At 30.9% G+C, this 22,534-nt stretch carries 16 protein-coding genes; all 16 read right to left on the minus strand.

Annotated elements, in window-relative coordinates; translation table 11 throughout:
• Positions 1-87: 87 nt before the first annotated feature.
• The 16 genes from CDLVIII_RS24420 to CDLVIII_RS24495 all read right to left on the minus strand — a co-directional run bounded on the left by CDLVIII_RS24420 (position 88) and on the right by CDLVIII_RS24495 (position 22,402).
• Positions 88-2,145, minus strand: coding sequence for a chemotaxis protein CheA (locus CDLVIII_RS24420; RefSeq protein WP_009172163.1), 2,058 nt, complete (start codon positions 2,143-2,145; stop codon positions 88-90).
• A 13-nt stretch (positions 2,146-2,158) separates the two neighbouring features.
• Positions 2,159-2,926, minus strand: coding sequence for a protein-glutamate O-methyltransferase CheR (locus CDLVIII_RS24425; protein WP_009172164.1), 768 nt, complete (start codon positions 2,924-2,926; stop codon positions 2,159-2,161).
• 8 nt (positions 2,927-2,934) lie between these two features.
• Positions 2,935-4,044: a chemotaxis response regulator protein-glutamate methylesterase gene (locus tag CDLVIII_RS24430; RefSeq protein ID WP_009172165.1), complete on the minus strand. Its 1,110-nt coding sequence runs from the start codon at positions 4,042-4,044 to the stop codon at positions 2,935-2,937.
• Positions 4,045-4,069: 25 nt separating this feature from the next.
• Positions 4,070-4,558, minus strand: coding sequence for a chemotaxis protein CheD (locus CDLVIII_RS24435; RefSeq protein WP_009172166.1), 489 nt, complete (start codon positions 4,556-4,558; stop codon positions 4,070-4,072).
• A 9-nt stretch (positions 4,559-4,567) separates the two neighbouring features.
• Positions 4,568-5,017 carry a chemotaxis protein CheW gene (locus CDLVIII_RS24440; protein ID WP_009172167.1) on the minus strand — a complete coding sequence of 150 codons (450 nt, stop codon included), beginning with the start codon at positions 5,015-5,017 and terminating at the stop codon, positions 4,568-4,570.
• 12 nt (positions 5,018-5,029) lie between these two features.
• The gene (locus CDLVIII_RS24445; protein ID WP_009172168.1) at positions 5,030-6,979 is read right to left on the minus strand and encodes a flagellar assembly protein A; all 1,950 of its coding nucleotides are present in this window, start codon (positions 6,977-6,979) and stop codon (positions 5,030-5,032) included.
• Positions 6,980-7,098: 119 nt separating this feature from the next.
• On the minus strand, positions 7,099-7,833 hold the full coding sequence (locus tag CDLVIII_RS24450) for an aminotransferase class IV (RefSeq protein WP_009172169.1): 735 nt from the start codon (positions 7,831-7,833) through the stop codon (positions 7,099-7,101).
• A 15-nt stretch (positions 7,834-7,848) separates the two neighbouring features.
• Complete coding sequence (locus CDLVIII_RS24455) at positions 7,849-8,487, minus strand: HAD-IB family hydrolase (protein ID WP_009172170.1); 639 nt, start codon at positions 8,485-8,487, stop codon at positions 7,849-7,851.
• Between the two features lie 159 nt (positions 8,488-8,646).
• Positions 8,647-9,840, minus strand: coding sequence for a pyridoxal phosphate-dependent aminotransferase (locus CDLVIII_RS24460; RefSeq protein WP_009172171.1), 1,194 nt, complete (start codon positions 9,838-9,840; stop codon positions 8,647-8,649).
• A gap of 478 nt (positions 9,841-10,318) precedes the next feature.
• Positions 10,319-10,666, minus strand: a complete 348-nt coding sequence (locus tag CDLVIII_RS24465; RefSeq protein ID WP_009172172.1) for a DUF1292 domain-containing protein — start codon at positions 10,664-10,666, stop codon at positions 10,319-10,321.
• 506 nt (positions 10,667-11,172) lie between these two features.
• Positions 11,173-14,682, minus strand: coding sequence for a pyruvate:ferredoxin (flavodoxin) oxidoreductase (gene nifJ, locus CDLVIII_RS24470; protein WP_009172173.1), 3,510 nt, complete (start codon positions 14,680-14,682; stop codon positions 11,173-11,175).
• Between the two features lie 153 nt (positions 14,683-14,835).
• On the minus strand, positions 14,836-15,267 hold the full coding sequence (locus CDLVIII_RS24475) for a flavodoxin domain-containing protein (RefSeq protein ID WP_009172174.1): 432 nt from the start codon (positions 15,265-15,267) through the stop codon (positions 14,836-14,838).
• A 332-nt stretch (positions 15,268-15,599) separates the two neighbouring features.
• On the minus strand, positions 15,600-16,673 hold the full coding sequence (locus tag CDLVIII_RS24480; RefSeq protein WP_009172175.1) for an undecaprenyldiphospho-muramoylpentapeptide beta-N-acetylglucosaminyltransferase: 1,074 nt from the start codon (positions 16,671-16,673) through the stop codon (positions 15,600-15,602).
• A 214-nt stretch (positions 16,674-16,887) separates the two neighbouring features.
• Complete coding sequence (gene recJ, locus CDLVIII_RS24485; RefSeq protein ID WP_009172176.1) at positions 16,888-18,654, minus strand: single-stranded-DNA-specific exonuclease RecJ; 1,767 nt, start codon at positions 18,652-18,654, stop codon at positions 16,888-16,890.
• A 68-nt stretch (positions 18,655-18,722) separates the two neighbouring features.
• Positions 18,723-19,274 (minus strand): DJ-1 family glyoxalase III, encoded by a 552-nt coding sequence (locus tag CDLVIII_RS24490; RefSeq protein ID WP_009172177.1) that lies wholly within the window; start codon positions 19,272-19,274, stop codon positions 18,723-18,725.
• 212 nt (positions 19,275-19,486) lie between these two features.
• On the minus strand, positions 19,487-22,402 hold the full coding sequence (locus CDLVIII_RS24495) for a DNA topoisomerase IV subunit A (protein WP_009172178.1): 2,916 nt from the start codon (positions 22,400-22,402) through the stop codon (positions 19,487-19,489).
• Positions 22,403-22,534: the final 132 nt, after the last annotated feature.

Here is a 22,534-nt window from a genome sequence, read left to right on the forward strand (position 1 = left end):
CTTAAAGTTAAAGCTGGCAGCATAACTTTAAATAAGTTAAACTAAGTTAAACTAAGTTAAGTAGAATCCTTCTTAAGAAGTTTAATCTTATAGTAATGCACCTATATCTAATATTAGTGTTACTAATCCATTGCCTAATATAGTTGCACCAATATATTGATCTAAATTCTTTAATGTTTTTCCTAGCGGCTTAATAACTATTTCTTGTTGTCCAAGTAATGAATCGACTAATAATCCAATAGTTTTATCACCTACATTTACTATTATAACAAATTTCTTATTAGTTTCGCTAGCCTCTATATCTAAACTTTCATTTAATCTAATCAACGGAATTACATTTTCTCTGTAAACAATAACTTCTTTTCCATTACTTCTCTTTATATTCTCTTCTTTATAATCTATTACTCTATCTATAAAGCCTAGTGATATTGCAAGTGTTTCTTCTCCAACTTTTACAAGTAAAGCTTGTATTATTTGTAGTGTAAGTGGAAGTTTAATAACAAATGATGAGCCTTTTCCTTCTTCACTTACTACATCTACTGTACCTCCAAGTGCTGAAATTTTTGTTTTAACAACATCCATTCCAACGCCTCTTCCAGAAATATCTGTTACTACATCATTAGTACTAAAGCCTTGTGCAAAAATTAAGTTCTTGATGTCACTATCAGACATTCCATCAGTATTTATTCCCTTTTGTTCAGCTTTTGCTTTTACCTTTTCAACATTAATTCCAGCACCATCATCTGTAACTTTTATTAATGCTTTTGTTCCTTCTTGATATGCAACAAGTCTTATTGTTCCAACTGGCGGCTTTCCTTGAGCTACTCTCTTTTCCGCTGATTCTATTCCATGGTCTGCTGCATTTCTCAATAAATGTATTAATGGTTCGCCAATTTCATCAATTACTGTTCTATCAAGTTCTGTGTCAGCACCTTCTATAATAAAGTTAATTTCTTTATTTAACTCTACTGATACATCTCTTATCATTCTTGGGAATCTATTGAATACTGTATCTAATGGCAGCATTCTAATCTTCATAACTAAATCTTGAAGATCTGATGTTGTTCTTCCAACTTGTTCTAAAGTTTCATTTAATTCTTGTGATTTATGTACATTCACAATTTGCTCTAGTCTTGTCCTATAAATTACAAGTTCAGAAACCATATTCATTAAGTTATCTATTCTTTCCAAATCAACTCTTACAGATTGATGTGCTTTTTTAACTTCTTTCTTTTGAGCTGTTTTCTTTGCCGGTGCATTTTTAGCTTCTTCTTTTGGTGCCTCTGCCTTTTGTACCTCAGCTCTTTCTTCAACTTTAACTTCTTTAATTTCTTTAATTTCTTTAGCTTCTGCATCTTTAGGTTCTATATCTAAATCATCAAATTCTATCAATGAAGCTTCAACTTTTGCAACTTCTGATATTCCATTTACAACATCCATTATTTCATCTACTGTATCTTTAGTCACTAGAACAAATTTTAGTTCAAAATCAAATTCTTCATTTTCAATATCTTGAGTTGATGGTTCTGATTTTAATATTTCTCCATGATCTTCAAGGTCTTTCACAATTAAAAATGCTCTTGCTGATTTTAATAATGTATTTTCACTTAAGGTAACCTTTATTTCAATCGAATTATATCCTTTTTCTCTCGCCTGCCTAATTACTGATGCATCGTATTGATTTAAATCCAAATCATTAGCTGTCGCTTCATCTGAAACTTCACTAGCTTGTACTTGTTTAACTTGATTATCTGCGCCTTTATTTCCGTTATTCTTTATATCTGCTAATGCTTGCATTATTCCTTCCATCTCTACTTTTTCGTCTGATCCCTCCTGTACATTATCAACCATTTTTTCTAATGTATCAAGGCAATCAAACAATACTGTTACCACATCTTGAGTTACTTTAAGTTCACCTTCTCTAAATTCAGCTAATACATCCTCCATTTTGTGAGTAAGTTCTGCAAGATCAGTGAATCCCATAGTTGCAGCCATTCCTTTAATTGTATGTGCAACTCTAAATATTTCATTTACCTTATCAGTGTCTTCTGGGTTTTGTTCCAAATCCAATAGTGACTCATTCAATGTTTGCAAATTATCTAGTGATTCCTCTAAAAACATTGACATATATTGAGATGTATCCATCTTTATTCCTCCTTTATACTTTTTTATAAATAAAGGTTGACGCTTTTTCAAATCCATAGTCTCTATAATTATATATACTTTCTGTAGCTCCTACAAATAAAAGCCCACCCTTTTTTAATGAATTACTAAATTTTTCATAAATTTCTTGCTTAATATCATTATTGAAATAGATAACAACATTTCTACATACAATTAAATCAAAATTATTATCATATCTATCTAATATTAAATCGTGCTTTTTAAAAGTTACCATATCTTTAATTTTAGACTCGATATAATATTTATCGTCTATTATTTTAAAATATTTACTTAAATCAGTATTTTTTATACCTTTCATTTCATTTTGTGTGTATTCACCAATTTTCGCCTTTGAAAGTATAGTATTATCTATATCAGTTGCTATTATATTATGTCTTCCACTCGGCGCAATCCTATCTAATATTATTCCTAAAGTATATGGTTCACAACCTATGGAACAAGCTGCACTCCAAATTTTTAAATTGCGGTTATTAGGTAACAATTCACTTGTAATTTGTTTTTCTAAATCAGCAAATAATTCAGGATTTCTGAAAAACTCTGTCACATTAATTGTTATAAAATCCAAAAATTTCTGTTTTTGTTCTGGGTCACTTTTTATAGCTCTAGAATATTCATCTAATGTTTTTATTCCAACCCTTGTCATTAAGCTATTTATTCTTCTATTAAGCTGCTCAGGTTTATACGCTGATAAATTTATTCCCAATTCTTTATGAACCCATTTATGAAATTCATTAAAATCCATGTCTCCTCCTACACCTGTTTTATTATGTTAATTATACTATTAGCTATTTCATCTAGCGGAACTACAAAATCTACTTTTCCAGTTTCAAATGCAGCTTTTGGCATTCCATAAATCGTGCATGTTGATCTATCTTCTGATATCGTTATTCCACCACTATCTTTTATATTCTTTGTTCCTTCCGCACCATCTCTGCCCATTCCTGTTAAAATTGCAGATATTAAATTTCCCTTATAAACATTTATAGCAGAATCAAATAATTTATCTACAGCTGGCCTTACTCCCCAAATAGGCGGTTCTTCATTAAGGTGTATTAACTTGTCTAAGCCAACTGTCATATGTTTGCCACCTTTGGCTATGTATATAGTATCACTTTTTATTTTCATACCTTCCGCTGCTTCAATTACATTCATATGACATAATTTATCCAGCCTTTCCGAAAACACTTTTGTGAATCCCTCTGGCATATGTTGAACTACAAAAACAGGAACTCCTAAATTCTTTGGAAATTTAGTTAGCACTTCTTGAAGCGCCCTTGGTCCTCCTGTAGATGCTCCTATAACGACTGCCTCTATTTTTTTATTCTTAGGTATGGACACTGGTTTATTTATTTTTGAGTTGAAATTTTTTTCTATATTTATATTATTAGTAATAGAATCCTGTGCAACTTTATGTTTCACACTATTATCTATAGAATTAAACTTTTTCCTATATTTTGCAGCTGTAGTTATACTTTTTATCTGTTCAATCAAATTCTTTTGAACTTTAATTATATCTAATGAAATACTTCCTGATGGTTTAGTTACGAAACTAATAGCACCATTATCTAAGCACTCTAAAGTCAATTCTGATCCTTCAGTAGTTGCACTGCTTATCATTATAACAGGATAATTTTTTCCTAATCTTTTTAATTCCTTAAGAGTTGCAAGTCCATCGAGGTCTCTCATATGTACGTCTAATGTGATAAGGTCTGGATTGTATTTATCTACCTTTTCAATTAGTTCTCTTCCATCTCTAAACTTTGCTATAACTTCAAACCTATTTTCCAGTTCTATCATGTCTGATATTGCTTTTCTCATAAAGGCTGAGTCATCAACAACGATAATTTTGACTTTATCCACCTAATCACACCTTTCCTTCTAAAATTTATAATTCTATAATTCCATTCCCTACAACTTTAAGTACTACTTTTCCATCACTTGCATAAAGAACCATAGTCCTTCCTTTATTTCCACCAGTTTCTTCTGCAATTATTGGAATTGCTTCATCTTTCAATGTTTTCTTTACTGCATCACTGTTTCTTTTCCCAATATCACTTATTATGCTCTTATCAGAGAAATTAAACATCGATGCTCCTCCAGCAATCTTTGCTGTAAGGTTTCTCTTTCTACATCCCTGCTTCTCCATTTTTTCAATTAATATTGGAATAGCTAAATCTGCAAACTTCATGGGGTTTGTATTACTTTTAAATTGAGTACTATCTGGAAGCATTATGTGTGCTAATCCTGCAACCTTAAGTGCTTTATCATATAAGGCAATTCCTATACAGGATCCTAAGCCTATCGTCATTATGACTCCCGGATCTAGCACTAAATTCAAATCAGCTATTCCAACTTTTATCTCTGCACTTACCATTTTTACCCCCTAAAAAATATTCCCCTCATCCTCTAAGGATAATATTTTCTCTAAATCTAATAAAATTACTATGTTATTTTCTAGTTTTATTAACCCTGAAATATACTTTTTATCTATTGTTGCTGTTATCGGTGGTGCTTCCTCCATTAGTTCACTATCAATATCCCTTACCTCATAAACATTTTCCACAATAATTCCAAACTTATTTTCTTCTCTTTTTATAACTATAATTTTTCTTTCTTCGCTTTCCTTATCTTCACCAAACTTAAATTTTTTTGATAAGCTTATTATTGGAAGAATTTTTTGTTCATAGTTTATCACACCTTTTACAAAGGATGGTGCATCAGGAAGAATAGTTGGTTCTTGATATCCAAGTATTCTTTCTACCTCCCTTATATCAGTTGCATAATGTTCTCCATTCAATCCAAATATCAACATTTTAATCTCATTGCTTGCCATTATCTAAGCCTCCTATAAAACAAATTTGTCAATTATTATATCTCCACTTTTATCTAGATATACTTCTACATTCTTAGATGAAACTTCTAACATTTTTTGCTTTTCACCAAAACAAAAAATTGTATTATTATAAGCTATATCAGCCTTAATACGACCATTCTTAGGAACTTTTAACATAGTATTAACTCCGGCTACGCTGCCTACTGACTTTAATATTATTTCAGTACCAGCACTTAGTACACCGCCTCTACAGGCAGACTTTTCACCAGTAAACTCTATCTTATTTAAAGCTGTTATGTTAGATGTATATTGTCCCTTTCCTGTAACATAAATGCTTCCTGAAGCTTCTATGGTAGCCCCTTGAGCATATGCAAAATAAATATCAGTAGGAATTACTATTAATGTCTCTATTTCCTCAATTTCCTCCTGCAATATTTCTTGTAAATTAGTTAATTCTCTAAAGTCTTTTATTTTTAATGGTCCAAGGCCTAATAATTTATTTATTATAAATGTCGTTAGATCACTATGTTGAACTCCTTCAGACATATTATAATTTAAAATACTTCGCGATAACTTGGGTAATGATTTAAACTTATTTTCTATTAATATTTTAATTATTTCACCATCTTGCTTTTGCCCTAACAGATTATTTGCTTTCACTTGTTCAGTGGAAGCACTTAAATCATTTAAAACATCATTTAAGTTTACCAAATTATCTAAATATTGCTTTCTTTCAACATTTTCACTGCCTGCAGTTACAGTTGAATTCAATATGTTTCCATTTATAATAATTTCTCCTGAAGATTTAACTTTTGCTGATTCCACATTCTTTCCAACATGAAGTTCATTTCCCACCTTAACTTCCATTGCTTCGCAAACATTTCCAACTATCTCAACATCTCCAACAAAGTCTATATTTCCACTTTTTAAATCAACTTGATCAACTTTGTATAGCTTGTTTACAACAAATGTGTTAGCTCTATATGCCGGTTTACCTTCCTCAGTCGCTATAACATTATTATTTTCAAGTTTACATCCCTCACCAATCTTTATAACAACCCGCTTAGCAGTTTTTCGTTTTACTGGTGCTCCAAATATATTTTGTCCATCATTTCCAGGTATTCCAGGCACTATTTTACCTATAATGTCTCCTATGTTTGCATTAGCAATTAAAAATCTATTTCTATAATCGACTCTTTCGTCTGAGTCCTCGTAATCTATTACTTCTTCTAATTCTTTAAATAAGACTTGAATTTCATCTGAAATATCATCTTTAGCAGGCAATCCTCTGGCTATTAATACATTATCAGCTCCATATTCACTGCATATTGCCTCTAATTTCTCTTCAATAATTCCAAATCGAATACCTTTACTGTTTATTAATTCTCTTATTTCTGCCATTGTATATTTAGGTGGATATTTGTCACTATTTTTTTTCTTTGAAAGAACTAAATTCTTATGATATCCGTGATCTATCAATTCATACGAATGGGATGGAATATACTTTATTGTTATATATGCTTCCATTTTATCATTCGTAATCGATATATCAATATTTCTTATTGGTTCAATTTCTTCAAATTTATATTCTACTGTATCTTCTACTGTAACTGGAGTTATTCCATTAACTTCCTGTCCATTAATTAATAATATCATGCCTGGGCATGGCTTTATTGTAATAATTTCATCTTTATTTTCAGACTCTGTTACTATTATTTTTCCATTTTCTACTTTTGCTCCAAAAGGCTCTGTTTCCTCTTCTACTTCTGTAATTATCCCTTTTTCCCCAATATCTATTTTATTTTCTTCTTCATTTATTACTTCTATTTCAACCACTTTTTTAAAAAATTTTCTTTCCTCTTTAGTTACCCTATACTTTAAGCTATCCTTAGAAATATTCAACTCAGCACATGCCTTTTCAACGCAATTTTCCAAAGATGTTGCAGAAAATTTCAACCCCATAAATATCTCCTCCATAAAAATGCTTCTTGTCTTAGTATACCACAGCATAATTTATTTTTATATCCATTATTTATATTAATCAATATTATTTTACAGTATTATGTAAAATAATTCATTTTCTAACAATTTCTAATATATGCATGAATCTTATCATCATATTCCTTCATAAGCTTTCTAATAATATCATTATTAGGATTTAAATTAATATCATTTACTTTTCTAATCGGTAGAACTTTAGGTGATGTTCCTGAAATAAACATCCCATCTAATTTATTGATATCCAAATATTTATACTCTACTTCCTCTACTTGAATTTGTATTTTTTTTGCTATTCCTATTATCTCTCCTCTGGTAACACCCGGTAATACAGCTTTTACTGGCGAAGTCAAAATTATATTATCCTTAACCATAAATATGTTTGATCTGCTTCCTTCAGTTATATATCCGTTTTTATCAACTAATATAGCCTCATACACTTGCTTATCTCTTATCTCTTTGTTTACCTTTTCTCTGAAATTATCATTAATTATCTTTGCATTTGGATTCTCTCTCTCTCCAAAATATAAAATTGTTTCAACTCCATTTTCATACATTTCTTTAGATGGATATGAGTGCTCTACAAAAAATACATTTAATGCTTTTTCATTAACTCCATAAGTTATCTTAATATTTCCATTGTCCTTATTCTCATTTTTTATTAATAATTTAATTCTATCGCTAATTTTTTCATAGGTTAATGTAAATTCCTCATTTATTAATTTAAATGAATTTTCCATCCTTTTTAGATGATTTTCCAAAAAAATTGGTTTCCCATCCATCACTCTTAACACCTCATATATTATTTTATCAGCCACAATTTATCACCCTTTCTATTTCCATTTTAATATTTCTATATCATGACTTTTCTTGTAATTTATCAAATAAGGTTTTCCAACTAAATCTAATAAAGGTTTATCAGATAAGGAATCTGAGAACATATATGATTCTTTGAAATCAACTTCTATTTTTTCATTCTTAATTACTTCCTGAAGCCTTCTTACTTTTTCCTCACCTTTGCAGTTCTCTCCATCCATTTTTCTTACAAAAGTTCCGTTATCAAAACTAAATTTGGTTCCTATTATTTTATCTACCTCTTTTATATTATAAAACTCATTTATATAAAACTCAGGAGATGCAGATATTAAATATACTTCATACCCTTCTTTCTTGAGCCTTTTCATCATCTTAAGTGCATCTTCATACAGTATTGTACTTAATTTCTCATGATAAAATTTTTTTACTAGGACCGCCAAGTCTTGTTCATTTATCCCATCAATAAATTTCAAAAACGTTTCTTTTACCTTTTTCTCATCATATACTTTAAGCCCATACATCATCCCACAATATATAGCCCTTGGTAAAAAGCGAATATTGCTTTTATCATTTTTTATTACATATTTAAATAGTTCCATTAATGTTTCTTTTTTTGTAATAGTATAATCTATATCAAATATAGCAAGTTTCTTCAAAATTGATTGTCACCTTCTTACTTTTTTCATTTAAATCATTTAATGGTAGGCAATTCCATTTATAGTCTACTACCCCCGTACTCGAGAACGCTATAAATGAATTCAACCTACCATTTCCAAGTAAAATCTTCACTCATTTTATGAAACATATATATTATATTATTTTATTTTGCTTAAAAATGTTGAAATTCTATCTATCCCATTTTCTATTATATTTACAGATGTTGCATAGGATAATCTTATATAGTCATCTAATCCAAATCCAGCTCCCGGTATTACAGCAACTTTCTCTTCTTCCAATAATACCTTTGCAAAATCTACAGAATTATTTATTTCTTGACCTTTAAAAGTAGTATTTAAATATGCAGATATATTTACCATTATATAAAATGCACCACTAGGTTTTATTATTGTTATTTCATTCAATTTTTCTAATTTCGCTATCATGAAATTTCTTCTATTCTCAAATTCTTTCACCATGTTATTTAAATCTTCCACTGGTCCGTTTAATGCTTCTATTGCGGCATATTGTGCTATTGTATTTACATTCGATGTCATATGGCTTTGAATACTAGTCATGAGTTTAGTTATTTTTTCACTAGCTGCCACATAACCCAGTCTCCAGCCTGTCATTGAATATGTCTTTGACACACCATTTATCACTAATGTTCTATTATATGCATCTTCATTTAATGATGCGATACTTATATGCTTTTCGTCATCATAGATTAATTTTTCATAGATCTCATCTGATATAATTATTAAATTATGTTCTTTAGCAAAGTTCGCTATTTCAAGTAATTCTTCTTTATGATAAATAGTTCCTGTTGGATTATTAGGACTATTTATTAAGATTACTTTTGTTTTATCTGTTGTGGCTCTTTCCAAATCAGATATTGTATACTTATAATTATTTTCTTTTGACGTTTCTACAAATACTGGTACTCCATCAGCTAATTTCACTAATTCTGGATAACTAACCCAATAAGGAACCGGAATCAGTACTTCATCACCCGGATTTAAAACAGCCATAAAAGCATTAGCTAAACATTGCTTAGCACCTGTTGAAATAGTTATTTGACTAGGCTTATATTCCAAGTTGTTGTCATCTTTAAATTTATTACATATGGTATTCTTTAATTCTAATAATCCTCCTGCCGGAGTATATTTGGTCTTTCCATCATGCATTGCTTTAATAGCTGCCTTAATTATATTTTCTGGTGTATTAAAATCTGGCTCCCCAGCCCCAAAACTTACTACATCAACACCTTGGCTCTTTAATTCATTAGCTTTTGCTGTAATTGCCAAAGTAATCGATGGATTGATATTCCCCGCTTTTTTAGATAATTGCATTGCTTTTCCCTCCAAGTTCAGGCATAAAAATAACTCATTAAAAATGCATATAATTCATAACTTATAATTGTTTAATATCCTCTAAAAACTATAAGCAATAAATTAAATTCTTTATTTATCTATATAAAATTACTTTAGTGTTTCTTTATTGTAATTCAGATTTATAACTATTACGAAGCATTTTAACTTATCATTTATTATACATGCCTTAAATTCAATTATACATTCTTGTCACATACTAAAAATATATCATTAATATATATAATTGTAAACAATATGAAACATAAGGCATAATCAGCAAAGAACAAGTCCACCTGTCAACATACCTTCCATGAATGACTCTCGATTCCCTATGATGACACTTTTACTCATTGCCTAATGAAAAATATTCATGGAAGCTTTGAGCTTTGGACTTATTATTTTATTTAATATGCCAAAAGACTTTAGTAATAAATTACCAAAGTCTTTTTAATTATATTTATTCTTCGCCTACTAATTCATCTTGATAGTAAGCAGATACTCTATCAAATTCCTCTTCATCTGGAACTACAAGTTCTTCTCCATCTAATCTAAAAAGATAAACTGAATCTTCTTCTGGATTTTGAGCTAAGTAGTACGAGTTATTTTCGTATTCAAATTCATCGATTATTGGGCATGTAACTACATTTCCATTTTCATCTTCTAAATCTATAACGAAGTTTTCATCTTCATCATTGCATCCACATTCGCACTCATGATCGTGGTCATGGTCATTTCCGCAATTACATTCATGTCCTTCATCGTGATTATGTCCACCACATCCGCATTTTTCTAAATCTTTTTCCATTCTTAAACCTCCTCTTGGTTATATACATCAAAAATAGCTGCTTTGTAAATTTATATCTACTGTTACAGTACTACATTAGTAATTTTCAAATTTTTAAAGTATCATACCACAAAATATGTACTTCTATGCAGTAATTATTTTTGATAATATCTTAATTAATTTTACCCTTTATTCACATAAATTAAAACCCTAAAATAAAAATATTTTTTTAAATCTATGTTAAAGCTAACACTTTTAAAAGTATAGTTTACAATTATAGATAGAATTATTTCTATATTTTTTAAAATTTCGTTTTTTATTCCAAAGAGCTGTAAGCTTTTTCTCTAAATTATCCATCATCAATTATCAGTTGCTATCTTTCCTTGTTTTCAGAACTCATCTACAGTTTTATCAAGCTCTAACTTATTTAAAGAATAAAAAAAGAAGCCACTATATTTATAGAAATCTTCTATAAATAAGCAGCTTCTCTTTTTCGCGCAAATTTAGTTATCTAATTATTTTAAATACTATTGTTGATTAGCTAATTTCTTGTATCCTTCTAATCTTTCCATAGCATCTTTCTTAGTCTTTTCAAATAAAGCATCTGCTTGTTCTGGGAATGCCTTAGCAAGTGAAGAGTATCTTACTTCTCCCATTAAGAATTCCTTGAAGTCTGCAGTTGGTTCTTTTGAGTCTAATGTAAATGGATTCTTTCCAGTATCTTTTAATTCTGGGTTGAATCTATATGTTTGCCAATATCCACATGCACTAGCTCTCTTAGCTTCTTCTTGGCTGTTACCCATACCAATTCTTAATCCGTGGTTGATACATGGTGCATAAGCTATTATTAATGATGGTCCTTTATAGCTTTCAGCTTCTGCAATAGCTTTCATAACTTGGTTCTTATCAGCACCCATGTTAATTTGAGCTACATATACATAACCATAACTCATAGCCATCATTCCAAGATCTTTCTTCTTAGTCTTCTTACCAGATGCAGCAAACTTAGCGATTGCAGCAGTTGGAGTAGATTTAGATGATTGACCACCAGTGTTTGAGTAAACTTCTGTATCTACTACTAATATATTTACGTCTTCTCCTGAAGCTAATACATGGTCAACTCCACCGTATCCGATATCGTAAGCCCATCCGTCTCCTCCGAAGATCCATTGTGATCTCTTAACGAAGTAGTCTTTTTCAGCTAATATTTCTTTAGCAGCTTCAGTGTTAGATGCTTCTAACGCAGCAACTAATTTATCAGCTCTTTCTCTAGTTCCTTCACCTTCATTAATGTTGTCTAACCATTCTTGTAATTCAGCTTTTGCTGGATCATTTGCAGCTATAGCAGCTTCAGCTTTTTCTGCAATTCTTTCTCTTATAGCCTTAACTCCTAAGAACATACCTAATCCATATTCAGCATTATCTTCAAATAATGAGTTAGCCCAAGCTGGACCATGTCCATTTTTATTCTTAGTATATGGAGTTGAAGGAGCTGATCCTCCCCAAATTGATGTACATCCAGTTGCATTAGCAACCATCATTCTATCACCAACTAATTGAGTTATAGCTTTAACATATGGAGTTTCTCCACAACCTGCACAAGCTCCTGAGAACTCAAGTAATGGTTGCTCAAATTGGCTACCCTTAACTGTAGTCTTGCTCATTGGGTTCTTCTTAGCTGAAACATCATGAGTTAAGTAATCCCAAACATCTATTTGATCATGTTGAGATTCTTGTGGTTTCATAACTAATGCTTTTCCTGGAGCAGGACAAATTTGAGCACAGTTTCCACAACCTGAACAATCAAGTGGTGTTACACCCATTGTGTATAATAATGGTTCTTCAGTCTTTAATCCCTTAGCAGCTACAACTTTAGCTGCACCTGGAGCTGCATTCTTTTCTGCATCTGTTAATAAGAAAGGTCTTATAGCAGCATGTGGACATACCATTGAACATTGGTTACATTGAATACACTTTTCTGAATCCCATTCAGGAACATTTACTGCAATTCCTCTCTTTTCGAAAGCTGCAGTACCATTTTCAAAAGTACCATCTTCCATACCTGCAAATGCTGAAACTGGAAGTTGATCTCCTTCTTGTCTATTCATTGGAATAACTATATCTTTTACAAATTTAGTAGCATGCTTAATTTCTACTGCTTTTTCATCTGCAACTGTCTTCCAAGCTTCTGGAATATTTACTGCAACGATTGATTCAACACCTTTATCTATAGCAGCGTTGTTCATATTAACAACTTTTTCACCCTTCTTACCATAAGAAGTTACAACTGAATCTTTTAAGTGTTTAATAGCATCTTCAACTGGGATAATGTTAGCTAACTTGAAGAAAGCTGATTGCATTATCATGTTGATTCTTCCACCAAGACCAATTTCTTGAGCAATACCTACAGCATTGATAATGTAGAACTTAATGTTGTTGTTTGCTAAGAATCTCTTATATGAAGCAGGTAATTTTTCTTCTAATTCTTCTGGAGTCCAGATAGTATTTAATAAGAAAGTAGAACCTGGTTTTAATCCTTCAAGTACATTGTATTTGTGGATGTATGATTGGTTAGAACATGAAACAAAGTCTGCTTTGTTTATTAAGTATGGTGACTTAATTGCTTTCTTACCAAATCTTAAGTGAGATACAGTAATTCCTCCTGATTTCTTTGAATCATAGAAGAAATATGCTTGAGCATACATGTCTGTATTATCTCCAATGATCTTGATTGCACTCTTGTTTGCTCCAACAGTACCGTCTGATCCAAGTCCCCAGAACTTACAAGATGTAGTTCCTTCTGGAGTTGCATCTATATCTTCAGTTACTTCTAATGAAGTATTTGTTACGTCATCAACGATTCCGATTGTGAATCCATTCTTTGGAGTAGCTTGTGCTAGGTTAGCATAAACTGCAGCAATATGTCCTGGATTTGGATCTTTTGAACCTAAACCGAATCTTCCACCAACAATAAGTGGTGCATCAGCTTGTCCATAGAATGCATTTCTTACATCTAAGTATAATGGTTCTCCAGTTGATCCTGGTTCCTTAGTTCTATCTAAAACAGCGATTTTCTTAACTGTCTTTGGAATAGCAGCTAATAATTTTTCATTTGAGAATGGTCTGAATAATCTTACTTTAATAACACCAACTTTTTGTCCGTTAGCATTTAAGTAATCTATAGTTTCTTCACAAACGTCAGTAGCAGAACCCATAGCTATGATTACTCTATCAGCATCTGGTGCTCCATAGTAATCGAAACAGTGATATTCTCTACCAGTTAATTTAGTAATTTCAGCCATATAGCTTTCAACTGTTTCTGGTAATTCATTGTAGAATTTATTAACAGATTCTCTTTCTTGGAAATAGATATCTGCATTTTGAGCTGTTCCTCTAGTTACAGGATGATTTGGGTTTAATGCTCTTTCTCTGAAAGCTTTAACTGAATCCCAATCAAGTAGGCTTGCTAATTCATCATATTCTAAAACTTCAATTTTTTGTACTTCATGAGAAGTTCTGAATCCATCAAAGAAGTTTAAGAAAGGAATTCTTGTTTTAATAGCAGTTAAATGAGCTACTGCTGCTAAATCCATTACTTCTTGAACTGATCCTTCTGCAAGCATTGCAAAACCAGTTTGTCTTGCTGCCATAACATCTTGGTGATCTCCAAATATGTTTAAAGCAGAAGTAGCTAATGCTCTAGCTGATACGTGGAATACTCCTGGTAACATTTCACCAGAAATTTTATACATGTTTGGTATCATTAATAATAAACCTTGTGAAGCTGTATAAGTTGTTGTTAAAGCTCCAGCTTGTAAAGATCCGTGAACTGCACCAGCCGCTCCAGCTTCTGATTGCATTTCCATAACCTTAACAGGTTGTCCAAAAATATTTTTTCTTCCTTGAGCTACCCATTCATCAACATGTTCTGCCATTGGTGATGATGGTGTAATTGGGAATATTGCAGAAACTTCTGTAAATGCATAAGATATATGAGCTGCTGCAGTATTACCATCCATAGTTTTCATTTTTCTCATCGCGTTTGACCCCTCTTTCTAATTTTAAAACTAAATTTAGAGTAATTTAAATTTATATAAGCTAGTCTGTAAGACCACCTAATATACATAACAATATTCAGCTAGTTAAAATATTATTCTTAAATTTACACATATAGAGTAAAAATCAGCATATTACTTTGCTAATTTTCTTCCTAATTCTTTAATAATATCTGATTGTACCTTAGTTGGTGAATCTTTAACTGCTAAATCTCCAATGACATTAAAACCATAGGATGTCATTTCATCCTTCCATATTTTCATGAAAGTATCCTCTATCCATCCATAGGTTGCAAATAAAATACAGTTCTTATTCTTGTTCTGTTCATTGAAATTTATTAACTGTTCTAGAAATGGTTTCATTTCCTCTTGTTCTATTTTAGTGGCATCCACTGCAGGACTTCCAAAAGCAACAGAATCTGAATTCAACACATCTTCAACTGTAGCATCTCCCACATGTATTACATTTACCTCTGCTCCTTCTTCCCTAGCACCTTCTGCCATGACATTTGCAAGGGCCTCTATGTTTCCACCACAACTCCAATAAATGATTGACACTTTTTTCATCGAAACAGCACCTCATCTTTTCGTTAAATAATTAACTTACGTCTCTAACTAAAACTGAACCTACCCTTTTATTATATCTCACATATTTTTTTTTGCAAGATTTGATTGTATAATTTGTATTATTTTAAGTTATAAATATATATTTTATCGTTGCTAACCACCTATAGATACCCAAATCAAAAGTAATTTTATACATTTGTGCAAATCTTTTAATTTATAGTTCTTATGCAAATGTATATGTAAAAGTCTTAAATTGGATATCTACTGTAAACTAGTTAAGGGGATTTCATCCTTAACTCATAGCTTATAATTCATTACTTTCATAATATCTCTTACTTCCTGATGCTTTCTAGTATTACATTTACTATCGCTTCAACACCATTTTTAGCTTGACTTTTCTCCATATTGTCTATAAGTTTTTTCTTTTTTTCTTTTAATTCTAAAATCTTTTCATATAATGAATCCTTATTAATTTCTTCTTCTTGAAGCATTAGTGAATAACCTTCTTTTTCGAAAGATTTAGAATTTAAAATTTGATCTCCTCTGCTAGCCTTCTTCGAAAGAGGTATCAACAATGTAGGTTTCTTTAATGCTAAAAACTCAAATATGGAATTTGCTCCAGCCCTTGAAATCATATAGTTTGCTGCCTTCATAAGATCTGGTAATTCCTCACTTACATATTCAAATTGCTTATACCCCTTTTTATCTATAAGATTTCTATCTATGTTTCCTTTTCCACAAATATGAATTAAATTAAATTCCTTCAGAAGCTTATCTAAAATTCCTCTTATTTCCTCATTTATTAACTTTGAGCCAAGGCTTCCACCCATGATGAGCAGAATTTCTTTATCATCATTAAAATTACATATTTTCTTTCCTTTTATTTTGTCTCCATGAAGTATTTCTTCTCTTATAGGGCTGCCTGTAAGAACTCCCTTATTTCCTTTTACATAATTCAAACTCTCTCTGAATGTTACACATAACTTGTCGCAAAAAGGTGCTGACAATTTATTTGCAAGGCCTGGCGTCATATCAGATTCATGTGCTACTACTGGTATTTTTTTTATAGAAGCAGCAATGACAACTGGTACAGCTACAAAACCTCCCTTTGAAAAAATAACATCTGGTTTCTCTTTGGATAAAATCCTTAAAGCCTGCATAATTCCCTTCATTATTTTAAATGGATCTGTGAAGTTCTTTACATCAAAATATCTTCTTAACTTACCACATGAAATTCCGAAGAAAGGTATATTATTTTTATTAATAATTTCCTTTTCAATCCCATCTATGCTTCCAATATATTTTATTTCAAATCCTTTTTCTTTTAATTTTGGTATTAACGCTAAATTAGGAGTAACATGACCTGCTGTTCCTCCTCCTGTCATTATTATTTTATATTTCAACAAAAAACACCCCTCTTAGTCAGTTTACGGTTAACAGTTTGCAATTTACAGTTATGGAAAAAATTCATGTTTCCAAATGCAAAATTTGAACATTCACTTTTTGGGCTTTTACTTAAAATTTTAATTCTTAATTTTCCTTGCAGGATTTCTTTAATTTTATTAAACTCTGAAAGAGTTTAATCCTCAACTGTGCACTGTAAACTGTGAACTAAATTAACTATCTGTAGTTTTGTACTACAATTTGAATTGTAACATTACCATTGTATTCATTAATACTTGGATAGAATACTAAATCTAACCTTACATCATTATACGCTCCCTCATAAAGTTTTTGCAGTTCCTCTGCTCCAAACTTGTCTGTTATTAGCGCTTCAAATCCACTGATATCTCCAAAATAAATTGCATCAATGAACTTATTCTGCCTAGTCTTCACCTTCAATTTAAGTACATTGTTATTCTTGCCAAGTATTGCTGCTTTTAACAGATTAACGTCTTTTTCAGCAAATAAAGGTTTAGAATTAGCCTTACCGAACGGCTCCAATTTTTCTAAATTATTAATTAATTCATAACTTATTGAGTCTAGCGGAAGCACACAATCTATAGTAATTTTTTTCAGCAAATCTTCATCATCTAAAGTTGTATTTTCATTCAATCTTTTTCTAAGCTCATCTATATTTTCTTCTTTTAATGAAAAACCTGCTGCCATAGGATGTCCTCCAAATTTTTCAAGTATATCTTTGCACTTAACAAGTCCCTCAAACATGTTATATTCTTCTATAGATCTTCCAGAGCCTTTCACTCCACTTTCAGATTTAGTTATAACTAAAGTTGGAACATTATATTTTTCTCGAATTCTTCCTGCTATTATTCCTGCCAGACTTTCATGTACATCTGGAATATAAATAACGAATACCTTGTCATTCATAAATCCTTTCTTTTCAATAATTTCCGTAGCAGCCTCCACGCCTTTCATAGTCATGTCCTTTCTTTCTTCATTTAACCTAACTATTTCTTTTGCAAGCATAACTGCTTCTTCTTCATCATCTGAAAGTAATAATTTTAATCCTTTTTTAGCAGAATCCAACCTCCCCGATGCATTTATACACGGTCCTATTATGAATCCCAAATGATATACAGATAAAGTTTTCTCTCCTAATTCTGATTCACGTATCAATTCCATTAATCCTAAATTAGTAGTACTATTTATTAATTCAAGTCCTTTTTTAACAAAAATTCTATTTTCATCAACTAAATCTACAACATCACAAACAGTTGCTATTGCTAGAAATTCTATAAATTTATAACTTTCTTCTCTATCTATACTTAAATTTTCATAAAGTACTTCTACAAGTTTAAACGCCACTCCTGCGCCACATAATTGTTTAAATTTATACTTGCATTCTTCCTGCTTAGGGTTTACTATTGCATCTGCATTTGGGCTTATAAATCTCCTATTCTCATCTTCCTCTTCAATAAATGGTATATCATGATGATCTGTCACTATTACAGTCATCCCTAAATCTTTGGCATACTTTATTTGTTCTATAGCTGATATACCATTATCACAAGTTAAAATCGTATCTACTCCATCTTCTTTTGCTTGTTTTATTATATTGATATTTATTCCATATCCATCTTTAATTCGGTCTGGAATTTCATAATCCACATTAGCATTACATCTTATTAATGCCTTATATAAAATATAAATACTTATGACACCATCTACATCATAATCCCCAACAATTCGAATTTTCTTACCTGATTTTATTTTATCAATAACTATCTGAACAGCTTTATTTAAATCCTTCATTTCACTTGGATCATGAAGTTTATCTAATCCTGGATTTATATAACTTTTTATCATTTCATCATTTATAATATTTCTGTTTACTATAAGCTTACTCATAAGTTCTGTTATTCCATATTTTTTGGATATCTGCTTATAATCAGCTTTTATATTCTTAATGAACCATCGTTCTGTCATTATTTCTCCTCTACGCACCACTTCTAGTTATGAATTATAAATTATGAGTTATAACTAAGAAAATTGGGTTATCCTATAAACATTTTATATAACATACCTGAAGAAATCCCCTCTACCTTATGACTATATCCAAGAACTTCTAATAATTTATAGGCAAATGTCATTGCTGTCGCAGGTCCTCTGCTGGTTATAATATTTTCATCCACAACTACAGCTTCTTCTAAATATTCGCAGTTTGGTAATTCATCCTCATATCCTGGATAAGATGTTATATTTCTTCCTTCAGTAAGTCCGGCTCTTCCAAGTACTATTGGGCCTGCGCATATTGCTCCTAATAATTTTCCTTCTTTATTTTGTTTTTTAACAAACTTTATTACTCTCTCATCATCTCTCAAATTAGTTGCTCCTGGCATCCCACCTGGAATAACTACAAGATCATAATCCATGTTTTCTTCAAAAATCTTATCTGCCTCCACTGTTACTCCATGGCTTGATTGCACCTTTTTTCCTCCTATTGAGACTAAATCACATGTTACTTCTGCTCTTCTCATTATATCTGATACAGTTAAAGCTTCTATCTCTTCAAAACCTTCTGCTAATAATATGCATACTTTTTTCATATAAATTCCTCCTCAAATTTATGACACATCAAAAAATATATAATCAAATATTTTACTAACATGATTAAATGAGGATATTCTAAATTTAGTTTAGAACATCCTCATTCTATAAATTTCATATTTATATCTATATTATACCACCACAAATTCAAAGTTAAAAGTTATAAGTTGTTATATAAAATAATTTTCCAACTATAGCTCATCACTCATAACTAGTTAAGTGTTACATCTTTTATTTCATCATCAAGTACAATCATCATTATACTTGCACCTCTTCCAGCTCTATTTTGAAGCTTTATATCATTTATCTTAACAACCGATTTTTTCTTTGATTTTGAAGCCAATACTATTTGTGCATCATTTGAAGATAATGTTACACTATTTCCTTCACTACTTATATAATTACTATGGTACTTTCCAAAAATCACTTCATCTTCGTCCCTTAAACTTATTCCCGTAACACCTGAAGCTACTTTTCCCATAGCACTAACATTTTCAACTGGAAATCTTATAGCCATTCCCTTTTTAGTTATCATAATCAAATGACCGAACTTTGCCTGATTTACCTCTACCGAGATTACTTCATCATCTTCAAATTTAAATTTATAACATACTTGTTTAAAGAATTCCCCTTCAAATTCTTTAAGTAAAGTCTTTTTAATCATTCCTTTTTTAGTAAACGTATATACTCCTAGTTCATCATCATAAGAATCAAGTGAAGTTATACTGATAATCTTTTCTCCTTTTTGAAGCTTTCCTAAAAATGCTTCTACTGGCACTTCGCCAGCTAATACGTTCTTCATTAAAAATACAGGCACTTTATATACATATCCTTTATTACTAAACATCAATAATTCCTTCAATGAATTAGTTTTAACCTTAAGAGGATCTTCCTTGATTCTCTCAAAAGCCTTAAACTTATTCTTATCCGTAATACCAATATTTAATTCGAAAAATTCTATTTCTTCGCTATCCTGAACTTCAATAATTTCATCATCTTGAGCAAAATTAAATAATTGAATAGGTAATATATTTCTAGAAGTATCTTCAAGTTTTTTTACTTCAAGAGTAAATTCAAGTCCTAGCTTGCTCTTGAATTTCAAGAACTTAGGTACTTCGTCTAAGTCTCTTATGGTTACATCTATCAATTCATCTTCATCCCTAAGCTTTAAAGCCTGAAGCTTAGCATATGATGTTTGAAATTTATCTAAAGAACTTAACTTAATTCCTCCACCTTTAGTTATAAATCTAAATGCTTTATCTGGAGTGAAATTATCTAAAGATATTACACCAACTATCTTCTCATTATCAAGATTTAATGATTTAATAATTCCATCTAATCTGTCCCCTTTTTCTTTCCATTTTAGTTCTGGAATGTTAATACCTTTTGTCTGATACATAAAGCCTTTATCAGTAAATATTAACAATGTATCCTTAGTATTTGAATTTATTAAATATTTTAAGGAATCTCCTTCTCTATATTCAATATCTTCTGGCTCTGAGTTAGATCTATTATAATTTTTAACAGGTATTCTCTTTGCAAATCCCTCTTTTGATATTGTGATTACTACATCTTCTACTACTATTAATTCTTCAATATCTATTTTACTTTCATTATCATCATGTATAATTTCAGTTCTTCTCTTATTAGAATATTTATCACTTATTTCTTTCAATTCAGTTTTTATTACTTTTAGAAGTTCTTTTTCACTAGACAGAATTTTTTCAAGTTTTTTAATTAATTTTTCAAGCTTTTCATATTCCTTTTGGAATGTCTCTATTTCAAGACCTGTTAATCTATATAGCATAAGTTCCAATATAGCTTGTGCCTGTGCTTCTGAAAATTCAAATTTACTTATCAAATTATCTGAAGCATCTTTTTTAGATTTTGAACTTCTAATTGTTGCTATAACTTCATCTAAAATGCTTATTGCCTTTATGAAACCTTCCACAATATGATGTCTTTTCTTAGCTGCATCAAGTTCTTTTTGTGTCCTTCTTGTTATGATTTCCTTTTGATGCTCTACATAGTATTTTATTATCGCTTTTAAACTCATGGTTTCCGGTTTACCATTTGCAAGTGCGACCATATTAAAGCTTATATTACATTGTAAATCAGTCTTTTTAAATAAATATTTTAATACTTTATCGGCAACATCTTCATCTGCATTTTTCTTTAATTCTATTACAGCTCTAATACCATTTCTATCAGATTCGTCTCTAATATCTGTTATAGACTCTAAAGCTTTTGCATGTCTTTTATCCCCTGTCATTTCAGATATAATTTGAAGTATCCTAGATTTATTTCTTCTATATGGGAATTCAGTTATTACTATTCCTATTCTTCCATTTTCTAATTTTTCTATATTGGTCTTAGCTCTGTATGCAACTTTACCTTCCCCAGTTTCATATGCAGACAAAATAGAATTTTCTCCAATTAAGATTCCGCCTGTAGGTAAATCTGGTCCCTTTATGTGTTGCATTAACTCAGAAGTAGTAATTTCATTATTATCTATATAAGCTAGTACCCCATTAGTTACTTCTTCTAAATTATGAGGTGGTATATTTGTTGCAAGGCCAACTGCTATACCAAAAGCACCATTTACTAAAAGATTAGGATACCTGCTTGGTAATACTTTAGGCTCCATTTCACTGTCAGAGTAATTCGGAACCATTTCTACAGTGTCTTTATCTATATCTCGCAGCATTTCCATTGCAATTGACGACAATCTTGCCTCTGTGTATCTCATAGCTGCTGCTCCATCACCATCTATAGATCCCCAGTTTCCATGACCTTCAATCAACGGTTCTCTTGTCGAAAAATCTTGGGCCAAAATTACCATTGATTCATAGACTGATGTATCTCCATGAGGATGGAATTTACCTAAAATATCCCCAACTATTCTTGCTGATTTATAATAAGGCCTATCTGGAAAAGCCTTAAGCATATACGCCCCATATAGAATTCTTCTATGTACAGGCTTAAGCCCGTCTCTGACATCTGGAAGCGCTCTATCTTTAGCAACTTCTATTGCATATGGTAAATAATTTTCTGGCATTGCCTCTTCAAGGGGAATACCAATTATGTTATTATCCTTAGGTATAATATTTTCATTTTTCTTTGCCATAACATATCCCTTCTACAATTAACATTTGACAATGTACAATTGACAATTACTGATGAAAAGCCTTCGCCTTTTCTAAATTATATATTTTATAGAAATCTCTTAGAGATTTCCTCCTTAACTGTAAACTGTGCA

The sequence above is a fragment of the Clostridium sp. DL-VIII genome, from assembly GCF_000230835.1.
In the GTDB taxonomy this organism is placed as follows: domain Bacteria; phylum Bacillota; class Clostridia; order Clostridiales; family Clostridiaceae; genus Clostridium.